The sequence below is a fragment of the Citrobacter sp. U14242 genome (assembly GCF_046555775.1).
Lineage (GTDB): Bacteria > Pseudomonadota > Gammaproteobacteria > Enterobacterales > Enterobacteriaceae > Citrobacter.
The window spans coordinates 207,518-229,208 of record NZ_JBKGLW010000003.1; the positions used below are offsets into that span (position 1 = coordinate 207,518).

The 21,691-nt window shown below is 51.4% G+C and carries 26 protein-coding genes and 1 other RNA gene; 11 read left to right on the forward strand and 16 right to left on the reverse strand.

All coding sequences use genetic code 11. The annotated features are described in order from the left end of the window. Positions 1 to 224 precede the first annotated feature (224 nt). From tomB to ACLJXE_RS05965, 4 genes are all read left to right on the forward strand, one after another. Positions 225 to 599 carry an Hha toxicity modulator TomB gene (gene tomB / locus ACLJXE_RS05950; protein WP_003021733.1) on the forward strand — a complete coding sequence of 125 codons (375 nt, stop codon included), beginning with the start codon at positions 225 to 227 and terminating at the stop codon, positions 597 to 599. 27 nt (positions 600 to 626) lie between these two features. Next, positions 627 to 845 carry an HHA domain-containing protein gene (locus ACLJXE_RS05955; protein WP_002892050.1) on the forward strand — a complete coding sequence of 73 codons (219 nt, stop codon included), beginning with the start codon at positions 627 to 629 and terminating at the stop codon, positions 843 to 845. Between the two features lie 188 nt (positions 846 to 1,033). Continuing rightward, entirely contained in the window at positions 1,034 to 1,585 is a 552-nt protein-coding gene (gene maa / locus ACLJXE_RS05960) for a maltose O-acetyltransferase (RefSeq protein ID WP_410750353.1), read from the forward strand. A 116-nt stretch (positions 1,586 to 1,701) separates the two neighbouring features. Next, on the forward strand, positions 1,702 to 2,172 hold the full coding sequence (locus ACLJXE_RS05965; protein ID WP_410750354.1) for a YlaC family protein: 471 nt from the start codon (positions 1,702 to 1,704) through the stop codon (positions 2,170 to 2,172). 79 nt (positions 2,173 to 2,251) lie between these two features. Here ACLJXE_RS05965 and ykgO read toward each other — a convergent pair whose 3' ends face one another. Continuing rightward, on the reverse strand, positions 2,252 to 2,392 hold the full coding sequence (gene ykgO / locus ACLJXE_RS05970; protein ID WP_005125190.1) for a type B 50S ribosomal protein L36: 141 nt from the start codon (positions 2,390 to 2,392) through the stop codon (positions 2,252 to 2,254). Between the two features lies 1 nt (position 2,393). After that, positions 2,394 to 2,654: a type B 50S ribosomal protein L31 gene (locus ACLJXE_RS05975; RefSeq protein WP_005125189.1), complete on the reverse strand. Its 261-nt coding sequence runs from the start codon at positions 2,652 to 2,654 to the stop codon at positions 2,394 to 2,396. A gap of 188 nt (positions 2,655 to 2,842) precedes the next feature. On the opposite strand from ACLJXE_RS05975, the gene ACLJXE_RS05980 reads away from it, so the two are divergent. Further along, positions 2,843 to 4,396 carry an EAL domain-containing protein gene (locus ACLJXE_RS05980; RefSeq protein WP_410750355.1) on the forward strand — a complete coding sequence of 518 codons (1,554 nt, stop codon included), beginning with the start codon at positions 2,843 to 2,845 and terminating at the stop codon, positions 4,394 to 4,396. Between the two features lie 54 nt (positions 4,397 to 4,450). Here ACLJXE_RS05980 and ACLJXE_RS05985 read toward each other — a convergent pair whose 3' ends face one another. Both ACLJXE_RS05985 and ACLJXE_RS05990 read right to left on the reverse strand, forming a co-directional pair. After that, positions 4,451 to 4,804 carry a DUF1428 domain-containing protein gene (locus ACLJXE_RS05985; RefSeq protein ID WP_115259217.1) on the reverse strand — a complete coding sequence of 118 codons (354 nt, stop codon included), beginning with the start codon at positions 4,802 to 4,804 and terminating at the stop codon, positions 4,451 to 4,453. Positions 4,805 to 4,886: 82 nt separating this feature from the next. Then, a complete protein-coding gene (locus ACLJXE_RS05990) occupies positions 4,887 to 5,498 on the reverse strand; it encodes a YczE/YyaS/YitT family protein (RefSeq protein ID WP_410750356.1) in 612 nt (203 codons plus the stop codon). Positions 5,499 to 5,584: 86 nt separating this feature from the next. Here ACLJXE_RS05990 and ACLJXE_RS05995 point away from each other — a divergent pair, with 86 nt between their 5' ends. Continuing rightward, entirely contained in the window at positions 5,585 to 7,012 is a 1,428-nt protein-coding gene (locus tag ACLJXE_RS05995) for a PLP-dependent aminotransferase family protein (RefSeq protein WP_410750357.1), read from the forward strand. Positions 7,013 to 7,058: 46 nt separating this feature from the next. On the opposite strand, the gene ACLJXE_RS06000 is transcribed toward ACLJXE_RS05995, so the two are convergent. The 3 genes from ACLJXE_RS06000 to ffs all read right to left on the reverse strand — a co-directional run bounded on the left by ACLJXE_RS06000 (position 7,059) and on the right by ffs (position 7,818). Then, positions 7,059 to 7,277, reverse strand: coding sequence for a hypothetical protein (locus ACLJXE_RS06000; RefSeq protein WP_410750358.1), 219 nt, complete (start codon positions 7,275 to 7,277; stop codon positions 7,059 to 7,061). Next, on the reverse strand, positions 7,274 to 7,525 hold the full coding sequence (locus ACLJXE_RS06005; RefSeq protein WP_005125182.1) for a hypothetical protein: 252 nt from the start codon (positions 7,523 to 7,525) through the stop codon (positions 7,274 to 7,276). Before ACLJXE_RS06005 ends, ACLJXE_RS06000 begins: the two co-directional genes overlap by 4 nt. A gap of 196 nt (positions 7,526 to 7,721) precedes the next feature. After that, positions 7,722 to 7,818: signal recognition particle sRNA small type (gene ffs, locus ACLJXE_RS06010), an RNA gene on the reverse strand. A gap of 162 nt (positions 7,819 to 7,980) precedes the next feature. Between ffs and ACLJXE_RS06015 the strand changes: the two genes are divergently transcribed. Beyond that, positions 7,981 to 8,292, forward strand: coding sequence for an MGMT family protein (locus tag ACLJXE_RS06015; RefSeq protein WP_137384616.1), 312 nt, complete (start codon positions 7,981 to 7,983; stop codon positions 8,290 to 8,292). A 31-nt stretch (positions 8,293 to 8,323) separates the two neighbouring features. Here the strand turns inward: ACLJXE_RS06015 and ACLJXE_RS06020 are convergent, their stop codons facing one another. Beyond that, complete coding sequence (locus tag ACLJXE_RS06020) at positions 8,324 to 8,893, reverse strand: YbaY family lipoprotein (protein ID WP_137384617.1); 570 nt, start codon at positions 8,891 to 8,893, stop codon at positions 8,324 to 8,326. A gap of 212 nt (positions 8,894 to 9,105) precedes the next feature. Here ACLJXE_RS06020 and tesB point away from each other — a divergent pair, with 212 nt between their 5' ends. Continuing rightward, entirely contained in the window at positions 9,106 to 9,966 is an 861-nt protein-coding gene (gene tesB / locus ACLJXE_RS06025; protein ID WP_271441608.1) for an acyl-CoA thioesterase II, read from the forward strand. Between the two features lie 73 nt (positions 9,967 to 10,039). Here the strand turns inward: tesB and amtB are convergent, their stop codons facing one another. The 5 genes from amtB to decR all read right to left on the reverse strand — a co-directional run bounded on the left by amtB (position 10,040) and on the right by decR (position 15,999). Next, positions 10,040 to 11,326, reverse strand: a complete 1,287-nt coding sequence (amtB, locus tag ACLJXE_RS06030) for an ammonium transporter AmtB (protein ID WP_286628495.1) — start codon at positions 11,324 to 11,326, stop codon at positions 10,040 to 10,042. Positions 11,327 to 11,357: 31 nt separating this feature from the next. Next, positions 11,358 to 11,696: a P-II family nitrogen regulator gene (glnK, locus tag ACLJXE_RS06035; RefSeq protein WP_003021657.1), complete on the reverse strand. Its 339-nt coding sequence runs from the start codon at positions 11,694 to 11,696 to the stop codon at positions 11,358 to 11,360. A gap of 256 nt (positions 11,697 to 11,952) precedes the next feature. Next, entirely contained in the window at positions 11,953 to 13,731 is a 1,779-nt protein-coding gene (locus tag ACLJXE_RS06040) for a SmdB family multidrug efflux ABC transporter permease/ATP-binding protein (protein WP_410750359.1), read from the reverse strand. Further along, positions 13,724 to 15,496, reverse strand: coding sequence for a SmdA family multidrug ABC transporter permease/ATP-binding protein (locus tag ACLJXE_RS06045; RefSeq protein WP_410750360.1), 1,773 nt, complete (start codon positions 15,494 to 15,496; stop codon positions 13,724 to 13,726). The genes ACLJXE_RS06040 and ACLJXE_RS06045 overlap by 8 nt, the downstream gene beginning before the upstream one ends. A 44-nt stretch (positions 15,497 to 15,540) precedes the next feature. After that, on the reverse strand, positions 15,541 to 15,999 hold the full coding sequence (decR, locus tag ACLJXE_RS06050; protein ID WP_005125175.1) for a DNA-binding transcriptional regulator DecR: 459 nt from the start codon (positions 15,997 to 15,999) through the stop codon (positions 15,541 to 15,543). 112 nt (positions 16,000 to 16,111) lie between these two features. Here decR and ACLJXE_RS06055 point away from each other — a divergent pair, with 112 nt between their 5' ends. Next, positions 16,112 to 17,167 carry a PLP-dependent cysteine synthase family protein gene (locus ACLJXE_RS06055; protein ID WP_410750361.1) on the forward strand — a complete coding sequence of 352 codons (1,056 nt, stop codon included), beginning with the start codon at positions 16,112 to 16,114 and terminating at the stop codon, positions 17,165 to 17,167. Between the two features lie 50 nt (positions 17,168 to 17,217). On the opposite strand, the gene cof is transcribed toward ACLJXE_RS06055, so the two are convergent. Continuing rightward, positions 17,218 to 18,036 carry an HMP-PP phosphatase gene (gene cof / locus ACLJXE_RS06060; protein ID WP_286628499.1) on the reverse strand — a complete coding sequence of 273 codons (819 nt, stop codon included), beginning with the start codon at positions 18,034 to 18,036 and terminating at the stop codon, positions 17,218 to 17,220. Positions 18,037 to 18,180: 144 nt separating this feature from the next. Here cof and ACLJXE_RS06065 point away from each other — a divergent pair, with 144 nt between their 5' ends. Together ACLJXE_RS06065 and queC are read left to right on the forward strand one after the other, a co-directional pair. Beyond that, positions 18,181 to 19,881 (forward strand): SgrR family transcriptional regulator, encoded by a 1,701-nt coding sequence (locus ACLJXE_RS06065; RefSeq protein WP_410750362.1) that lies wholly within the window; start codon positions 18,181 to 18,183, stop codon positions 19,879 to 19,881. Positions 19,882 to 19,945: 64 nt separating this feature from the next. Next, positions 19,946 to 20,641 carry a 7-cyano-7-deazaguanine synthase QueC gene (queC, locus tag ACLJXE_RS06070; protein WP_410750363.1) on the forward strand — a complete coding sequence of 232 codons (696 nt, stop codon included), beginning with the start codon at positions 19,946 to 19,948 and terminating at the stop codon, positions 20,639 to 20,641. Between the two features lie 111 nt (positions 20,642 to 20,752). On the opposite strand, the gene fadM is transcribed toward queC, so the two are convergent. Next, positions 20,753 to 21,151, reverse strand: a complete 399-nt coding sequence (fadM, locus tag ACLJXE_RS06075) for a long-chain acyl-CoA thioesterase FadM (RefSeq protein ID WP_271441616.1) — start codon at positions 21,149 to 21,151, stop codon at positions 20,753 to 20,755. 106 nt (positions 21,152 to 21,257) lie between these two features. Beyond that, on the reverse strand, positions 21,258 to 21,632 hold the full coding sequence (locus ACLJXE_RS06080; RefSeq protein WP_410750364.1) for a helix-hairpin-helix domain-containing protein: 375 nt from the start codon (positions 21,630 to 21,632) through the stop codon (positions 21,258 to 21,260). Positions 21,633 to 21,691 lie beyond the last annotated feature (59 nt).

Sequence of the window (21,691 nt, forward strand, 5' to 3'; positions counted from 1 at the left end):
AAGAAGTTGTTCCATTTCGAATACCGGCATTTATCTGTTAAAATGTAAAATGGGACTGCATCATAATTTTACATAATTGTAATTTTTCGTGATATGACGATGAAATCTTTTTTAGAGTAGATTATAGTTAAATCATCAGGAGTCGCGGGCAAGTTCCAGGTCGTTTGTTGTATCCATCCCGAAAGGTGTTCGGTTAGTCTAAACCACTAAGAAGGGGATGCGTTATGGATGAATACTCACCGAAAAGACATGATATCGCGCAGCTTAAATTTCTCTGCGAAACTCTGTATCATGACTGTCTTGCAAACCTTGAACAAAGCAACCATGGTTGGGTAAATGACCCTACCTCTGCAACCAGCTTGCAGCTCAATGAACTGATAGAGCATATTGCAACCTTCGCACTTAATTATAAAATTAAGTACAATGAGGACAATAAGCTGATCGCACAGATTGATGAATACCTGGATGACACTTTTATGTTGTTCAGCAGTTATGGTATTAATACGCAGGATCTGCAGAAATGGCGGAAGTCAGGTAATCGACTGTTTCGCTGTTTTGTCAATGCCACCAGGGCTAATCCTGTCAGTTTGTCTTGTTAAAAATTATTACAATCATAGGTAAGAGTTATGTCCGATAAACCATTAACTAAAACAGATTATTTGATGCGCCTACGACGTTGTCAAACAATTGACACGCTTGAGCGTGTTATTGAGAAAAATAAATATGAATTGTCTGACAATGAACTGGCTGTATTTTACTCAGCCGCCGATCATCGTCTTGCTGAATTGACAATGAATAAGCTCTACGACAAGATCCCAACATCTGTTTGGAAATTTATTCGTTAATTGCTCATGAGGTTAAGTCAGGTATCGCGAAACATTTGTTTGTCTGACTGACCATTTCCCGTACCAACAACCATTATTTAATTCAAATCACGTGATTGCGATCACAGCGAGAAAACGGGAACGTTCCCCTTCCCTGCATTGCGTTTTAAGGTACTGTGACGGCCTATCAGCAAACAGGAAAGTTCGTAATGAGTGAAGATAAGCAAAAGATGATCGCCGGCGAATTGTATCGCCCGGCAGATGAAACATTGCGCAACGACCGTCTCCGTGCACGCCAACTCATCCACCGATACAATGCCACCGCACCCGATGCGCAGAGTGAACGTCAGGCTATCTTGCACGATCTATTGGGTCAAAGCGAAGGCGCTTACATTGAGCCCTCTTTTCGTTGCGACTACGGCTATAACATTTATCTCGGCAAAGCATTTTACGCCAACTTCGACTGCGTCATGCTTGATGTCTGCCCAATCCACATCGGTGATAACTGTATGCTGGCACCGGGAGTCCATATCTATACGGCAACCCATCCATTGGACGCTAACGAACGCAACAGCGGAGTTGAACTAGGGAAACCTGTAACCATCGGGAATAATGTCTGGATCGGGGGGCGCGCAGTAATAAATCCGGGTGTAACACTGGGCGACAACGTGGTTGTGGCGTCAGGCACAGTGGTGACTAAAAGCGTTCCGGCAAACACCGTCGTCGGAGGCAATCCGGCACGGATCATCAAAACACTGTGATCTGATATGTAACTGTTATGCTAAATTGTGGTTAATCTGTTACTTTTCTCAGACGGTATCCCCTTTTAAAATGGGCAGATCCCTCCTGACTATTGCAGACTTCACGAAGGCAAGAGATGACAGAAATACAACGCCTGCTTACCGAAACCATCGACGACTTAAATATTCGCGAAAAGCGCGACAACAAACCGCGCTTTAGCATCAGCTTTATTCGTAAACATCCAGGGCTATTTATCGGCATGTATGTTGCGTTTTTTGCCACGCTGGCGGTAATGCTGCAATCACAAACACTGGTCGATTCGGTATGGCTGTTGGTTGTACTGTTCGTCTTACTCAACGCCTTTTTCTTTTTTGATGTTGCGCCGCGTTACCGCTTTGAAGACATTGACGTACTGGATTTCAGAGTCTGCTATAACGGTGAATGGTACAATACGCGCTTTGTGCCGCCCTCGCTCATCGACACTATCCTGCACTCTCCCCAAGTCGACAGTGAGCATAAGGCCCAATTGCAAAAAATGATAACGCGGAAAGGTGAACTGTCATTTTATGATGTCTTCACATTAACCCGCGCACAGGCCAGTCAGTGATCAAACTTTGTCGCAAACAAAAAAAGTGCGTCCCCCCGGGGGGGAACGCACTTCAGTCCCTGTAATGCTGGCAAAGTGACTATCGTCTTTTTTTACGGCCCTGTACCGCTTTAAACCGCGGATTCGTTTTGCAGATGACGTACAAACGCCCTTTGCGTTTGACTATCTGGCAGTCAGGGTGCCGCTGTTTCGCACTGCGAAGTGAATTGAGTACCTGCATCTTAACCTCGCTTAGTGCCAATGAAGTGGCCGAAACGTTTCTGGAAACGCGCCGCGCTGCCTTCGTTATCGAAGGTTTTTTGTTTACCGGTGTAGTACGGATGTGACTTAGACGAGATATCAAGCGTTACGTACGGGTACATTTGGCCCTCGAACTCAATCTCTCGTTCGGTTTTGATAGTCGAACCGACCTTAAAGTATTCATTGGCACTGGTATCGTGAAATACCACAGGGCGATAAAAAGGGTGGATATCCGGTTTCATGGCAACCTCAATTTGTTACGTTATAACATAACCAACAAAATACACCACTCCCGTACAGATCTCAACCTGATTTATGCTATGGGTAATTTATCGGAGTGATAAGTGCCCCTAAATATATGATGCCAATCGAATTGCTTTTTTAGCTTTCGGATATACTTTCTCTACGCTGTGTTAATAAGGATATCACTGTGACAACACGACATCTGATTGGCCTGGTGACGGGAATACTGGTTCTGTCTATCCTCATACCGGTGTGTTTAAGCCTATGGCTGGCACATCGTCAGGTCGAAACGAAATTTATAGATGAACTTGATTCATTCTCTACCCGGGTCGCTTTGCGTACGGAACGCGTTGGCGAACAGGCCAAAAAAGCGCTACAAAAAATAGAAGCCTTCCAGGGTGTGCCCTGCTCAGAGGAACATTTGCTGGAAATGCGCCGGTTGTCCTACAGCTACCGTTATATTCAGGAAGTGATGTACCTCAAAAACAATGTTCCACAATGTTCCTCCCTTGAAAAAAGGAGCCTGGCTGCTGCGTTTCCACCACCAATGAAAATTACGCTTGATGGCTATCGTGCCTGGTTAACTTCGCAAAATGACCTCGGGATAAAGCGTTTTATGGCAGCGCTCGGCAGCGAACATTATGTTGTGATGATCGATCCGGGATCGTTCATTGATGTTATCCCATTTGGTTCATGGCCTATCGAAGTCGCCATTGTGGGTACAGTAAGCAACGTCGTGGTGGCCAGTAGTGCCGATCTCCCTTTAGACGTGCTGCACCATCTGCAAAAAGACCGTTCTATCAGCCATTTTCAAAAAGATGGCAGTATTTATAATTCTCGCCCGTTCCCCGAACTGGGTATCACGATCGTAAGCTGGGCGTCGACATTACCTTTGCAAAAATCCTGGCACCGACAGGCGCTTATCTGGCTCCCGGCAGGGCTCATTATTGGCCTGCTCACCGCCCTCTTTATTCTGCGTATTTTGCGCCGCTTGCAGTCTCCCCATCACCAATTGCAAGACGCTATTCAGAACCGGGATATCAAGGTCCATTACCAGCCCATTATTTCGCTCAAAACGGGAAAGGTTGTGGGTGCAGAAGCACTGGCTCGTTGGCGACAAGCTGACGGTAGCTATCTCTCACCAGATATTTTTATCCCCCTGGCCGAAGAGACCGGCCTGACAGAACCACTCACACGTTTGATTATTGAAAACGTCTTCGAAGATCTAGGTAAATGGCTGCATCAACAGCCTCAACAGCATATATCACTCAACCTTGAGTCGGCCGATTTGAAGTCCGAAACACTTCCGGCACTGTTAAACCGCATGGTTAAGCACTGGCAACTAAGACCAGCACAAATTGCCCTGGAACTGACTGAGCGAGAATTTGCCGACCCGAAAAACAGTGCACCGTTTATCGCCAAATACCGTCAGGCTGGCCACTCTATTTATATTGATGATTTTGGTACAGGTTATTCCAGCCTGAGTTATTTGCAGGATCTGGATGTAGACATCCTGAAGATAGACAAATCGTTTGTTGATGCGCTGGAATACAATAATGTCACGCCACATATTATCGAGATAGCCAAAACGCTGAAGCTGGAAATGGTGGCAGAAGGTATCGAGACCGAGAACCAGGAAAGCTGGCTACGTCAACATGGCGTACAGTATGGTCAAGGCTGGCTGTACAGCAAAGCACTGCCAAAGACAGAATTTATTCTGTGGGCGGAGCAACGGATCTAACATGGCACTGGCGTGTATTGAGATGGCTGGCGGCACGCCGCACAGCCAGTCACGTCAGTCATCCATAATGGGCGAGAATCCACCGTAGATCATTCGCTTACCATCAAATGGCATAGACTCACCAAACTCCTTCATACGGGGATCGGACATCATCTTCTGGTTCGCCGCATCGCGGACTTCTTTGGAAGGGTATTCAATCCAGCTGAAGACCACTTCTTCATGATCCTGCGCTTTTACCGCCATACGAAAATCGGTCAACTTACCGTCGGGAACATCATCAGCCCAACACTCCACAACGCGCAGTGCACCGAATTCCTTGAAAAGCGGCGCAGCCTTTGCCGCCATCGCGATATATGCCTCCTTGTTTTCGGCGGGAACGGCAACAACAAAACCATCAACATACTTCATCAGATAAACCTCCGAAGTGTACTGCGCGGCAAGCCGATTCCGGCCGCGTCAGTCGAGGTTAAGTTTAGTCGTCAGCAGGCGATTACGCCGTAGGCTCATTCCGAACACGAATACGTGACTGCGGCTGATGACGAAACCACGGCAGGCAAATCTGAATTAACGGTCCAATAGCTAACGCATACAGTACCGTTCCAACACCCACGGTTCCGCCAAGAAGCCAACCGCTCAGCAAAACCGACACCTCAATTGCGGTCCGGATAGTCCGAACAGACCAACCAGTACGCGCATGAATGCCGGTCATCAAGCCGTCACGTGGGCCCGCACCAAAACCGGCTCCGATATACAGGCTGGTCGCCAGTGCATTCAAGATAACCGCCGCAACCAGCAGTCCACTGCGCGTCAGTAGCGATTCAAATCCCGGGATCACCGCCAGCGCGGCATCTGCCGCCAAACCAATCATAATGACATTGCTGAGAGTGCCAAATCCAGGACGCTGGCGCAGTGGTATCCATGCCAGCAGAACCAGTCCCCCCACGGCGATGATCACCAGGCCGATATTCATCGATAATAGATTTGCCACGCCCAGATGAAATACGTTCCACGGGTCAGCCCCTAAATCTGCACGTACAAACATCGCCGTCGAAACACCGTACAGCGCCAGTCCGACATACAGCTGAAGTAAACGACACAGCATAATTTTCTCCTCACCTCTCAGATAGCTTTCATCTTCACCGCAATTGGCACTATGATTAATGTCCAGTTTTCAGAAAGTGGACTGCTATGTCATCTCGCCGTTATGGAAGTCAGTCCCTGCAGCGCCTGCTCGGGCACTGGCAGGAGACCCCCTCACGTACCCCTATCTGGCGACAGTTGGCTGAAGCACTGCGCCTGCTGATCCTGGATGGCCGACTGGCACTGGATACCCGCTTACCCGGCGAACGCGAACTGGCCGCCGTGCTTGAAGTCAGTCGCACGACGATTGCCAGCGCAATGGCGCAACTGCGGGAAGAAGGGTATCTGGAAAGCCGTCATGGAAGTGGTTCACGCGTGATTCTGCCGGAACATATCCGTCATGTACCGACGCGAACCCGCACCAGCACCGCGCTGGATTTGTCCACAGCGGCCCTCAGCGCCGGGCCAGAAATTCATCAGGCGTACCAGCAAGCCCTGCTCGCGATGCCACCGCATTTGCTAAGTTCAGGGTATTTGCCCCAGGGGTTACCAACGCTGCGCGAATCTATCGCCCGACATTATTGCGAACGCGGATTACCCACACAGCCGGATGAAATAATGGTGGTGAATGGCGCAGTCAGCGGCCTGGCGCTGATCCTGCGTTTGCTCACGGGTCCCGGCGATCGTGTGTTGGTCGATCATCCTACCTATCCGCTCGCCATTGCAGCCATTCAAGGTGCATCCTGCCGCCCCGTGGGCGTGTCACTGCCTGAACACGGTTGGGATACATCAGGCCTTGTCGCCACTATTGCGCAAACCGCGCCGAGAATGGCCTACCTGATGCCAGATTTTCACAATCCTACCGGACGTTGTATGGATGCGTCGACGCGCCAGGTTATCGCCGATATCTCCGCCAGAACCCGCACGACACTGGTGGTGGACGAAACCATGGTCAATCTGTGGTATGACGCCCCACCACCACCGCCTCTGGCGGCATTCCATGATGACGCGCCCATCATCATGCTGGGATCTGCGGGGAAAAGTTTTTGGGGAGGTCTGCGTCTGGGATGGATTCGGGCCTCGTCGCGTACCATTGCCGCGCTGGTACAGACTCGCGACACATTTGATTTAGGATCACCAGTACTTGAACAGCTTGCCACGGGTTGGTTGCTGGACAATGCAGCCGATTTTCTTCCCGACAGACGGCAATTGCTCACCACCCGGCGCGATCTGTGCCATGACCTGATGAAGACACATTTCCCGGAATGGCTATTTACTCAACCGCAAGGTGGACTCTCTTTCTGGGTTGAATTACCCGATACGCTGGCGACATTGTTTGCCGCACGCGCTGAAAGTGCAGGTATTCAATTGGGTACCGGGACGCGCTTCGGCCTGGATGGCGCATTCGATCGCTTCTTACGCATGCCCTTCGCACTGCCCGATGACACAATGCGCACGGTCTTCCGGACGTTGCAACCCATTTGGGACAACCTGCGTTTACAGGCCAATCACGGGAAAATACGCAAAATAATATGAACGACGAGCCACAAGGCTCGTCATGCGCTACTTAAACCATCAATAACTACAGTTGGCGGGGAACCGGAAAACCTTTCAGGGAAATCACAAAATTCTCGCCGTCTTTCTTAATTTTCGCCCCGGCATCGCACCAGTCGGAAGCAATACGGAAAAATTCATCGCTACCGACATTCCAGCTCAGACGAACATGTTTCACATAACCGGAACGTAGCAATTCACAGGCTTCGCCATAATTACAGGCGGTTGAGAGCGATTGTTGTTTCATTTTTTCTTCTTCAGTAATCTGCGCAGTGCTTTGATTTCTTTAGGAGTCAGTGCTTCAACCACGGATTCTTCCGTATGCTGGCTATCAATATCTTCAGCGGAGACTCCCGCCTCTTCAATGGCGGAAAACGCGATAAGCAGCAATTTTTCCGTCGAGATACTTAGGTTCTCATTATTCACTTCAGCGTAATGACGCAGCTTTTCTTTTAGCGCCTCATCAATTTTGACATTCAATACTGCGGTCGACATCGTAAAAAGTCCTTGTGGTCAGCCAAAGTCCACCGGGCGCAAGACTCATATCTCTACGCGATGGCGACGGCAAAAGCATCAAATAACATCCCCGAAACACATTGACAGCATTTGATGACAATAAAATGACAATACGATGACAAAGAAAAGAAGATGAGAAAAACTGAGATTGCCGGACGGCAGAATTGGGTGGGGGCCCTGCCAGCTACATCCCGGCACACACGTCATCTGCCCTGGCTGCTTCCTTCCGGACCTGACCTGGTGAACAGAGTAGCGTTGCGGGAGAACCAACAGAGCCCCCATTGAGAACGTTGTTAACCAACGCGCAGGCGCATTATCACTGCTGCCCCCTGTAATTGCAACCCATCCCGCATCAGATGCTGTTTTCTTGTGCAATGAAGCTTCACTACCTCGTCATTCGGGATTATGCTGGAGGATTAGCGCAGGAATAAACGATGGATATACAAGACTCTTTCCCTCAACGCGTCTGGCAAATCGTTGCCTCAATCCCCGAAGGATTCGTCACCACCTATGGCGATGTCGCCAGGCTTGCTGGCTCACCGCGCGCTGCGCGTCAGGTGGGCGGTGTACTCAAGCGACTGCCTGAAGGTAGCACCCTGCCCTGGTATCGCGTGGTTAATCGTCACGGAATGATTTCACTGACAGGTCCTGACCTGCAACGACAACGCCAGGCATTGCTGGCGGAAGGTATTGTGGTTTCGGGGAGTGGGCAAATCGATTTACAGCGCTATCGCTGGGTGTACTAACCCTCTCCGGACGGAGAGGGGTAGTATGCCCTTAGTACTGTGTCGGGGCAGGAACTGCGGAAGACGGATTCACCTGCGTGGGTGACGTTGACGGTACCGTTGTCGCGGCACCACCGCTCGCCTGTACTGGAACGGCCGTCTGCTGGACCGGGACCAGGGTCAGGTCGGCTTTAGTCCCCCCCTGATTGATCACCGTCTGGACGGTATCAGTAATAAAGACCAGTTTATCATTCACTGTAATCGCCGCACTCAGCAGAATACGTGCGTTCGGCTGAATATCTGCCGGATTAAACGGGAGCACGAAACTGAATGGTGCTTGTTTTCCCTCGGTACGCACAACTTTTTGCGACAGCACTTTTGACGGTGCATCGGCAAGCGACGCATCTGACAGTGTGACGGTCAGCACGGCATCCGGCGGTAAGGCAACTTTCTGGCGGATCCATACCGTACCAGATACATTCGGCTGTTGAATTTTAGACTGTGTGTCAGCAATTGACGTATTAGGACTTGGCGCAGGTGTTTGAATATCTGCACTTTTACCAGCACAGGCCGCCAGAGCGACCGCAACCGCTAAACCACTTACCATGTGCACGAGTTTCATTAAATTCTCCTTATCATCTATGCACCAACGAGAACTTTCCTCGCCAGAAGAGTGGTTAACAAAAGCATAACATGACTAAGTGTGGCACAAATTAGCAATTTCTGCTTGCAATAGGCCTGTAATTCAGACAATTGCACCCATCGGACCACTTTTAAAATTGCGTTATACTCTGCCTACCTCGCTGCGAGATCGCTATTACCTGGAGAGCACGTATGAGTCTGGCACTGAAAAATTTGCTGACATTGTTAAATCTGGAAAAAATTGAAGAAGGACTCTTTCGGGGCCAAAGTGAAGACTTAGGGTTACGTCAGGTTTTTGGTGGACAAGTTGTCGGTCAGGCGTTGTACGCCGCGAAAGAGACCGTGCCGGAAGAACGTCTGGTGCATTCCTTCCACAGCTACTTTTTACGGCCAGGCGATAGCCAAAAGCCCATCATCTATGATGTAGAAGTGCTGCGCGATGGTAACAGCTTCAGCGCCCGCCGCGTTGCCGCGATCCAGAATGGGAAACCCATTTTTTATATGACCGCCTCTTTCCAGGCACCAGAAGACGGGTTTGAGCATCAAAAAGAGATGCCGGATGCGCCTGGCCCTGAAGAGCTTAAATCAGAAACTGAGATCGCCCGTTCAGTAGCTCACCTGCTGCCACCGCTGTTGAAAGAAAAATTTATCAACGACCGCCCACTGGAAGTACGTCCGGTGGAATTTCATAATCCGTTAAAAGGTCACGTTGCCAACCCGACTCGCCAGGTGTGGATACGCGCTAACGGCACGCTGCAGGACGATCTTCGTGTACATCAGTATCTGCTTGGTTACGCCTCCGATCTGAACTTCCTGCCTGTTGCTTTACAACCATATGGCATTGGTTTTCTGGAAAAAGGGATTCAGATAGCCACGATCGACCATTCGATGTGGTTCCATCGTCCTTTTAATATCAATGAGTGGTTGTTGTACAACGTAGAAAGTACATCTGCCTCTGGTGCCAGGGGGTTTGTACGCGGGGAGTTTTATACTCAGGATGGCGTGCTGGTCGCCTCTACCGTGCAGGAAGGGGTAATGCGTAATCGTAATTGATTTCTTTTCCGGCCTACAGGATAAATTGTCGTAGGCCGGAAAAGCATTTAGCACCATCCGAGAAATTGAAACATCAGGCGTTGTAGGCGTTTTCGCCGTGGCTGTTCACATCCAGCCCTTCACGCTCCTGCTCTTCCGGTACGCGCAGACCTACCGTCATGTCCGCCAACTTATAGCCGATAAATGCCACGACACCGGACCAGACAATGGTGATCGCCACACTTTCCAGTTGGACCAGAAGCTGATGCCCCATGGTAACGCCTTCGGCAAATCCTACCCCCCCTAAAGAGCTGGCGGCAAATACGCCAGTCAGGATACATCCGACAATGCCACAGACACCGTGAACACCGAAGACATCACACGGGTCATCAACACGCAGAAAGCGCTTCAGCATCGTCACGCCCCACAGCCCCGCCAAACCAGCAACCACGCCGATGATCAACGCACCACCAACACCGATGTAACCACAGGCAGGCGTCACACCAACCAGACCCGCAATGGCACCGGAACAGGCTCCCAGCAATGATGGTTTGCCACGCAGCGCCCATTCACCGAAGATCCAGCCAAGAATAGCGGCCGCGGTTGCAACAACGGTATTCACGAAGGCCAGCGCGGCAATTTCATTCGCCATACCCGCGGAACCAGCGTTAAAGCCAAACCAGCCGATATAGAGAATAGCCGTGCCGGTAAAAACCATTGGCAGGTTATGTGGCTTAAACGCTTCTTTGCCAAAACCGACCCGTTTACCAATCAGATAAGCCCCAACCAGACCGGCAATCGCGGCGTTGATATGTACTACCGTGCCGCCAGCAAAATCCAGCGCACCATGAGTAGCCAGCAAACCACCGCCCCAGACCATGTGTGCAATAGGAATGTAAGACAGCGTCAGCCACACCACCACAAAAATCAGCACCGCCGAGAACCGTATACGCTCCGCCAGCGCACCAACGATAAGCCCAACAGTGATACAGGCGAAAGACCCCTGAAAAGCAACGTGAATATACTGATAGATACTCCCCGTCACCGCCGTCAGTGCAATATTCTTCAACATGACCCAGTTGAAGTTACCAAAAAAATTATTTCCTTCGCCGAAAGTCAGTGAGTAGCCATAAACGACCCACAAAATACAGACCAGAGCGAATGTCACCGTAACCTGGGTCAGCATTGACAGCACGTTCTTACCGCGAATTAAACCGCCGTAGAACAACGCAATGCCAGGGATGGTCATAAACAGCACCAGCGCAGTGCAAATCATCATAAAAGCGTTATCGGCTTTATCCGCGACCGCCGGTGCCGCCATCACCAGTCCCGGCAGCAGCGCCAGTGATGCAATACCCGTTTTCATCGTTGCTATCTTCATTTTTTGGTTTCCTATCACTGTGTGCCAGACGTTACAGTGCGGCTTCGTCGGCTTCGCCGGTACGAATACGAATCACGCGTTGTAGCTCGGCGACGAAAATTTTGCCGTCGCCAATTTTTCCGGTGTAGGCGGCCTTACTGATGACATCAATTACGCCATCCAGTTGGTCATCAGCAATTGCCACATCAATCTTCACTTTGGGTAAGAAGTTGACGCTGTATTCCGCTCCCCGGTACAACTCGGCATGACCTTTTTGTCGGCCAAACCCTTTCACTTCGGTGACGGTCAGCCCCTGAATACCAATAGACGACAATGCTTCACGGACGTCTTCCAGTTTGAACGGTTTGATTACCACGGTAACCAGCTTCATAGATCCCCTCCAGTCAGAATTCAGTAGTGGCTGCAGATACACATGCTGAACATTGCAAGGGGTGTGCCAGGAATGAAAAACGCGGGATGATTCAGCCGCGCGGGGTACGGCCAGGATAGAAAAAGAAAAAACGCACTAAAACGGTGCATAGTGCGTTACATTTTTGCACCAGATTGTTGAATGCAGGATGGCGGCGAAAACGCGTCATCAGGCCGACAAAACCACACTGGCTGTAGGCCTGATAAACGCAGCGCCATCAGGCGATTGCCGAATCTTCGTTTACGCTAGCCGCCAGCTCTTCGCCCGCCAACTGCAGTTGATACATTTGCCAGTAGCGGCCCTGTGCGGCAAGCAGTTGCTGGTGCGTGCCGCGCTCAACGGCCTGCCCCCGGTGCAGTACCAGAATGGTGTCGGCATCGACAATGGTGGATAACCGATGCGCAATCACCACCAGCGTGGTGTGCTCACGCACCGCTGCCAACGCCTGCTGAATAGCCTGTTCAGTACCGGAGTCAATGCTGGCCGTCGCTTCGTCCAGAATCAGCACCTGCGGCGTTTCGACCAGCACGCGCGCCAGCGCCAGCAGCTGTTTCTGCCCGACTGATAAATTATTGCCCTGCTCGCCCAGTCGGGTATGAATACCGTCACTCAGCCCGCGCGCCAGTTCTGCCAGTTGCACCGTCTCCAGCGCCTGCCATACCCGCTCTTCAGAAATATCGCGACCCAGCGTGACGTTTGCCAGGAAGGTATCCGCCATCACCACCGGATCCTGCTGCACCATCGCAACGCCCTGGCGTAACACACTGTGGCTCAACGAAGACAGCGGTCGTCCGTCCAGACGAATATCACCCTGCGTCAACGGGTAGTACCCCATCAGCAGGCTGGCGAGCGTACTCTTGCCGCTACCGGTGTGCCCAACCAACGCAACAAAACGACGAGAAGGTACGGACAAACTGATGTTTTGCAGCACCAGATTGTCGTCACGATAGGCAAAAGAGACGTTATCAACCTCAATGTCCCCACTTTTCAGGGGTTGGATATCCTCACCATAACGCTGGCGTGGGCCATCCATCAGTTCAAATACACGTTCACCCGCGACCACCGCCTGTTGCAGCATTGATTGCTGGGTCGTCAGCTCGATCAACGGCTCGTTCAAACGCCCCAGATAGCTGATAAACGCATACAGCACCCCAACCTCAATGGACGTGCCGGATGTAAAGCTAAACAGCATTAGCAAACCGCAGAGGATCAGGGCAGAAAACAAGCTGAGCAACGGGCGCAACAAAAAGCCATCCAGGCGCAGCGTTTGCATGCGCGCCATATAGTGCGAACGGCTGGCTTCGCCCATTCGCTCACCAAAACGCGCCTGCTGGCGGAACTGCTGGATCACGCTCATGCCGTTAATCACTTCGTTAAAGCCATCGTTGATATCCGCCAGATAGGCGCGAACGCGACGCACAATGGGGGTGCTATAGCGCTGATAAATCACCATCACCACCAGTACAGCCGGGAATATGACCATCGCAACCAGCGCCATTCGCCATTCAAGGCTGAACATCGCTACCAGCATGGCACCAATTAAGGCGGCGCTGCGCAGTACCGTCGCGACTACCGTCACGTACAGGTCGCGGATCACTTCGGTATCATTGGTCACCCGGGAGATAAGCTGCCCGACAGGCTGAGTATCAAAAGCACTGAGCGGCTGACGCAGCGCGGCATCCATCACATCGGTACGTAGCTGCTGCACCACACCAACGGCCGCCTGGTTAAAGAGTAATGATTGCGCGTAATGCAGGCCCGCCGCCAACAGTTGCAGACCGACATATGCCGCCACCAGCCCAGCCACCATCGCCAGCGGCAAATTGTTTTTCGCCACCATGTTGTCGATAAAATAGCTGATGAGCAGCGGACCACTAACTTCCGCCGCTGCTGCTACCCACAGCATGACAACAGCGATAGAGAGCTGTTTTCGCCACGGCGAGCCGTACGCCAGCAACCTTTTCAGGGTCGGCCATAATTGTCCAAAACTACGCATTAGCCGCCTCCTCGTCGATTTCCGGCGCATCAGACAATGCCGCTTCCAGTTGCTGATAACGGTACATATCACGATACCAGCCAGGTTGTTGCACCAGCGCATCATGTTTGCCACGCTGAGCAATATGTCCGTGCTGCATCACGATAATTTCATTGGCTTCTGTCAGCGCAGATAAACGGTGAGCGCTGATTATCACGGTTCTGCCTTCTCCCCACTGGCGCAGGTTATGCAGAATTTGATGTTCAGTACGACCATCCACCGCCGATAACGCATCGTCAAGAATCAGGATTTCAGCATTCAGCAGCAGCGCACGAGCGATAGAAATACGCTGTTTTTGTCCACCGGACAGCATCACGCCGCGTTCACCCACTTCAGTGTCATACCCCTGAGGAAGACGTAAAATATCCTCATGCACGCTGGCCAGACGTGCAACATGTTCAATTTCATCCTGCGTGGCCTGCGGGCGTCCAAGCGCTATGTTGTTGGCGACCGTATCCGAGAACAAGAAAGGTGTCTGGCTGACCACTGCCAGGCGGCTACGCCAGCTATCAAGCTGCAAGCGCGTTAACGGAATACCATGAAAACGCACATCCCCTTGAGTGATATCGAAATGGCGCTGGAGCAGCGATAGTACGGTACTTTTCCCTGCCCCAGTTGGACCACAAATACCCAGCATCTGCCCTGGCTTAAGCTGGAAATTCACATTCTCCAGCACCGAATGAGCCGTTTGCGGGTAGCGAAATTCGCGAATGGCCACCGCTAACTCACCACGTCCTTCTGGTACGGGTTCTTTGCCATCATCCACCACGGGGGCTTCAGACAGCATCGCGCGAATACGGCTATATGCGGCGCTGCCGCGCTCAACAATGTTAAACATCCATGCCAGTGCCAGCATCGGCCAGATCATCAGACCGAGATACATCATAAAGCTGGTTAACTGACCAAGGGTCAGAGAACCATGAACCACCATCCAACTTCCTCCGGCGATTGCCAGCAGGTTAGCCATACCAATGGCGATATAAATCGTGGGGTCAAAACGGGCGTCAATGCGGGCGACCCGCAAGTTTTTCTTGCCGGTATCTTTAGCATCTGCGGCAAATAGCGCCGACTGTCGGTCTTCCAGACCAAAAGCCTTAATCATACGGATACTGGTAAGACTTTCCTGAGTACGATCGTTAAGACTGGAGAACGCTGCTTGCGCAACCTTAAAGCGGTTATGGAGTCGATCGCCATAACGTTTGATCATTATCGCCATCACCGGCATTGGGAGTAGCGCGATCAATGTCAGCTCCCAGCTGATTTGCGTAGACATCACGATCAACACCGCGCACCCCATGACCAGTGAGTCCACCAGCGTCAATACCCCTTCGCCAGCCGCAAACACCACCCGATCAACATCGTTAGTTGCACGCGCCATCAGATCGCCTGTGCGATGACGCAGATAAAATTCGGGATGCTGGCGGCTCAACTGGCGGTAATAATCTTCGCGTAGTTCAACTGCCAGTTGGTAGGATGCGCCAAACAACAGTACGCGCCAGACATAGCGCAGCAAATAGACCACCACCGCAATCAGAGCAATCGTGCCGACCCACATCAGCAGCCGCTCGGTTGTGAAGCGCTGTGTCGTCACGCCGTCCACGATGATACCGACCACTTTTGGCGGGATAAGCTGAAGAATAGCGATGATGATAAGCAAGGCCACAGCCCCGAGGTAGCGACGCCACTCCCGGCGGAAGTACCAGCTTAATTGAGCAAATAATCGCACGCGTTATATCCTGACAAGATTTCCGGCAATGACCACCGGCAGAGTTATTCAATAGGTAGAGCAGTCGTGTATTTAATCTGTTCCATCGCAAAACTGGAGGTCACATCAGACAGGCCCGGTACGCTATTCACCAGACGCTTATAGAAATCATCATAACGTTTCATATCAGCAACCTGCACCCGCATCAGGTAATCGTACTCCCCAGCCATTCGCCAGAAACCCAGTACCTCTGGCATCCCGGTCACTTCGGTGACAAAGCGGCAGTACCACTCGCTGCTATGATGCTGGGTTTTAATCAGCACAAACGCGGTTAAGCCCAACCCCAGTTTTTCTGGATCCAGCAGGGCAACCTTGCCCAGCAGAATGCCGTCATCCTCAAGCCGCTTGAGGCGTTTCCAGCAGGGGGTGGTAGTCAGATTAACGGCATCGGCTAACGCCTGCAAAGAAAGGGTGCAGTCTTGTTGTAGTAGGCCAAGCAGCTTACGGTCAATTTTGTCTAACATACCCACTCCACAGAGAAGAATTTTCTCCTTACATTCTATTTTAAAGGCTAAATGGCAACAATTTTTTCCGTGCTTTTCGCTATTCTGGGCACAAAATGACAAATGGATATTAATGATGAATAACTCCTGGGTTAAAAACGCCATCAATGAAATCAATGCGGATTACCAGCGTTCTGCCGATACGCATCTCATTCGCCTGTCGCTTCCGGCGTTTCCAGGTATTCAGCTCTATTTGAAAGATGAGAGCACGCATCCAACCGGTAGCCTGAAACATCGCCTGGCACGTTCACTGTTTCTCTACGGACTGTGTAATGGCTGGATTAAAGAAGGCACCACGATTATCGAATCGTCATCGGGTTCAACGGCGGTCTCTGAGGCCTATTTCGCCCGTCTGCTTGGACTGCCATTTATTGCCGTTATGCCTTCCTGTACGGCAAAACGCAAAATTGAACAGATTGAATTCTATGGCGGTCGCTGCCACTTCGTGGAAAGCGCCTGTGAAATCTATGCAGCTTCTGAACAGCTGGCACGTGAACTGAACGGGCATTATATGGACCAGTTCACTTACGCTGAACGCGCTACTGACTGGCGTGGTAACAACAATATTGCCGACAGTATCTTCCGCCAGATGCAGTGTGAGCCAAACCCCGTACCTCGCCATATCGTGATGAGCGCAGGAACCGGTGGTACATCAGCAACCATAGGCCGTTATATTCGCTGTCAGGGTTACGACACACACCTGATGGTCGTTGACCCGGAAAACTCGGTCTTTCTGCCTTACTGGCAGGATCGCGATGCGTCGTTACGCAGTCCGGTCGGCAGCAAAATTGAAGGCATTGGCCGCCCACGCGTAGAGCCTTCTTTCATTCCTGATGTGGTTGATGAAATGTTGCGCGTTCCGGATGCCGCAAGCGTTGCCACCGCGCACTGGCTGGAGACGCAGCTAGGTCGTAAAGTGGGTGCCTCAACCGGTACCAACATGTGGGGAGCATTACAACTTGCCGCTCGGATGCGCGACGCCGGAGAAACAGGGTCGCTGGTTACGTTGCTGTGTGACAGTGGCGAACGTTATCTGGAAACCTATTACAACCCGCAATGGGTCGAGTCACACATCGGTGATTTAACGCCATCGAAAGCAGAACTTGCCCAGTTGCTGAATACACACTGAGCAGACAAAAAAAAGCCAGACGCGAAGCCTGGCTTGCTGGAAGGGATCTCTCATTCGGGGGAATAAGGTAGATGCGGATTGTCCAGCCAATGCGTCAAAAAGTGAGATACAGCCTGATTGCGGCAATGCCCAATCACCGATAAATGAGGCAGCGCAGCAATAAGCTGCGGCATCGCGTTCCCCATAATCAGACCACGCCCAACGCGGCCCAACATTTCACGATCGTTCATGGCATCGCCAAACGCCATGCAGTCAGCCATGGAATAACCCAAGTGCTCGCTTAGCACTGCCAGTGCGGAGCCTTTATTGCAGCCCAGCGGCAGCACTTCAAGACAATCGATAGCGGAAAAACAGAGATTCGCCTGCTCGCCCAGCGCGTCATTCAACTGAATACGCAGGCGGACCAAATCGTCATGATCGCCACAGAAGCAGATTTTCGTGACCTGATGAGCAGGAATACGCTTCACATCCACTATCTGGTAACGAAATCCGCTGTACACATGCGCTTGCAACAGTGACGGAATCTCTTGCCCGGTGAACCAGCCGTTGTCATTAAAAACATGCATGCTGGCCTGCGTTTCCCACCGCTGGTGCAATACGATATCGGCAACCGAGGGAGCCAGATCCTGACGATGCAATACATCGCCTTCCAGCGAGTGAATACGCGTCCCGTTACCGGTGATTAAAAAGGCGTCCAGCGAGATCGAGCCTAAAATATGACGCATCTCCAGCACATGGCGGCCGGTGGCAAATGTCAGCGTGATATCTCGTTCACGCAGGCGTGCCAGCGTCGAAAGGGTTTCATCACCTAAGTGGTGATTTGGCATCAAAAGGGTGCCATCCATATCAAATGCAGCCAGACGAGCCATTTCTTTCTCCACACTGTGACGCGGTTAACTTGTGATTCAGTATCCCCTGAGATATACGGAAGTAATAGTGAATAGATAAAGAAAATTGTTCCGGTTTTTTTCTACGTAAAACCGCTAGTGGGCATCTTGAAGGATGATGTATCAATGCGTTTGCTTAATCGCCTGAATCAGTACCAACGTCTGTGGCAACCTTCAAACGGAGAGCCGCAGTCAGTCACCGTCGGAGAACTGGCTGAACGCTGCTTTTGCAGCGAGCGCCATGTACGTACTCTGCTCAGGCAAGCGCAGGATGCCGGTTGGTTGGTATGGCAAGCGCAGTCCGGACGCGGGAAACGCGGAGCATTACGTTTTTTGGTAACTCCGGACTCTTTGCGCAACACGATGATGGAGCAGGCACTGCAAAAGGGTGAACAGCTCAGCGTACTGGAACTGGCTCAACTGGCCCCCGGGGAATTAAGAACCCTGCTGCAGCCGTTTATGGGCGGACAATGGCAAAATGATACGCCCACCCTGCGTATCCCCTATTATCGCCAGCTCGAACCTTTGCATCCTGGATTCCTACCCGGTCGTGCAGAGCAGCACCTTGCCGGACAGGTATTCTCTGGCCTGACACGTTTTGACAGCCACACTCAACGACCCTGCGGCGATTTAGCTCACCACTGGAATATCTCTGCCGACGGTCTGCGCTGGGATTTCTATATTCGCTCAACGCTGCACTGGCATAACGGTGACGTTGTCAACAGTGCTCAGTTACACCAACGGCTGTTGATGTTGCTTGAACTGCCCGCGCTGGCCAGATTGTTTATCAGCGTTAAACACATAGAGGTGACGCACCCTCAATGTCTGACTTTTATTTTGCATCGTCCTGACTTTTGGCTGGCACACCGCCTGGCAAGTTACAGCAGTCATCTCGCGCACCCAGAACAACCCTTTGTCGGGACTGGCCCGTTCCGGCTGACGCTGTTTACACCCGAATGGGTTCGCATCGAGAGCCACGATAGTTACCATCTTGGCCATCCGCTGCTGAAAGCGATTGAATACTGGATAACCCCGCAACTCTTTTCCCAGGATCTGGGCACCAGCTGCCGCCACCCGGTGCAAATTGCGATTGGTAAACCCGAAGAGCTCGCCATGCTGAGCCAGGTCAGCAGCGGGATCAGTCTGGGCTTTTGCTATTTAACGCTGAAGAAAAGTTCACGCCTGAACACGCTCCAGGCTCGCAGGCTGATCAATATTATTCACCGTTCTTCGCTGCTACAGACGCTGGAGGTAGATGAAAACCTCATTACCCCCAGCAATGCCCTGCTGCCAGGATGGACGATCCCACAATGGGATGAGCTGGACGAGGTGGCGTTGCCGGAAAAACTGACACTGGCCTACCACTTACCTGTCGAACTGCATACGATGGCGGAACAGCTTCGCCAGGCACTGGCAAAACTGGGTTGTAAATTAACGCTTATTTTTCATAATGCTAAAAACTGGGATGGCGATCATCCTTTAGCTCAGGCCGATCTGATGATGGGAGACAGGCTGATTGGCGAAGCCCCCGAGTATACCCTCGAACAGTGGTTACGTTGCGATCAGCTATGGTCACATGTTCTGAATGCGCCCGCATATACTCATCTGCAGACCACGCTGGATGCTTTGCAAATTCAGGCCGATGAGGACGATCGTCATGCGGCTTTACAGCAGGTTTTCGCAACGTTAATGCATGACGCCACGCTTACTCCGCTGTTTAATTATCACTATCGAATTAGCGCTCCGCCGGGCGTAAATGGCGTGCGTTTGAATCCGCGCGGCTGGTTTGAGTTCACCGAGGCCTGGTTACCGCCCCCTTCAGCGTGAAGAAGCTGGTCGACACCACACCCAGACGCTACCATAGGGTTTTGTTCTTTTTTCAGGAAATGCCATGAAACGTGCCGTTGTTGTATTTAGTGGAGGTCAGGACTCCACGACCTGTCTGGTGCAAGCGCTACATCAGTATGATGAAGTGCACTGCGTGACCTTTGATTATGGTCAGCGCCATCGCGCTGAAATTGACGTCGCACGTGATCTGGCCTTAAAACTCGGCGCCCGTGCACACAAAGTTCTCGACGTGACGCTGCTCAGCGAACTGGCTGTCAGCAGCCTGACCCGCGATAATATCCCGGTACCCGATTATGAACCGGACGCGAACGGTATCCCGAATACTTTTGTGCCTGGACGTAACATTCTGTTCTTAACGCTGGCTGCAATTTACGCTTACCAGGTACAGGCAGAGGCGGTAATTACCGGCGTTTGCGAGACAGATTTTTCTGGTTATCCGGACTGTCGTGACGAGTTTGTCAAAGCCCTGAACCATGCCATCAGTCTGGGAATGGCAAAAGATATCCGTTTCGAAACCCCGTTGATGTGGATTGATAAAGCCGAAACCTGGGCGCTGGCCGACTACTGGGGTAAGCTGGATCTGGTGCGTGAAGAGACGCTGACCTGTTATAACGGGATCAAGGGTAACGGTTGCGGCCATTGTGCTGCCTGTAATCTGCGTGCCAACGGTCTGAACCATTATCTGGCGGATAAGCCAGCAGTGATGGCAGCTATGAAGCAGAAAACCGGGTTAAAGTAATGTGTTGAGTGATGCCGGATGGCGCTTTGCTTATCCGGCCTACAGACACTCGCAGCAACTCATGCAGGCCGGATAAGACGCTTGAGCGTCGCCATCCGGCAGTCACAGTCACTACTTCACCATTTGTTCCAGTTTCTCGCGTAACTCCCCTTCCAACGGCAGCGCTTTCTGCGTTTTCAAATCAATACAGACGAAAGTAATCAACGCATCAGCAACGACCTGCCCTTCCGGCTCCAGTGTGATGGTCTGGTTTAATACGCCGCTTTTGCCATTTAGCTGTTGTACCTGGCTGGTTATGGTCAGCAAATCACTCAGCACGGCAGGACGGCGATAGTTGATATTGATGTTAACAACCACAAACGCGATGTGATGTGCAGTCATCCATTGAAAACTGTCACTGTTTTCCAGCCCATCCCAACGGGCTTCTTCCAGAAACTCAAGATAGCGGGCATTGTTAACGTGCTGATAGACATCAAGATGAAAACCACGGACTTTGATTTGTGTTTGCATAGCACAGGAACCTTAGTTTGTTTTTATAGGAATACACTTCAGGGTAGAAAGGCCATAACTGGTATGACCTCTACATTCTGGCAAACTTTTAGCACTCTGCAAGTTATTAAAGTGTTAAAACTGCCAAATTACGCTCTACCAGCGAACTGCCCATTCCCGGTACCTGCTTTAAGTCATCGACGGTTTTAAATGGCCCGTACTCCTCCCGATAACTGACTATCGCCTGCGCCTTCTTCAGTCCGACACCGTTCATCACTCGCGCTAAATCCTCCGCTGAAGCGGTATTGATGCTTACCCTGGTACCTTCATCATCACTCGACTTTGTCGGTGCCGTCGCGTTGCTTTGTGCTGCGCCAAAGCTGTCTGCTTTGGTCTGGACCACCTGGTTTTTGCCGACCTGGTCCGCAGCCAGTGCGCTTTGGCTCATACCTGCACAGGTTAAAGAAAAGGTGATAAGCAAAGCTTTAATTCCATGTTTCATACTGTTTTGCTCCTTGTTGGTTAACAGTGGAGCCACGATAGCGGGGGGATAAACGGCAG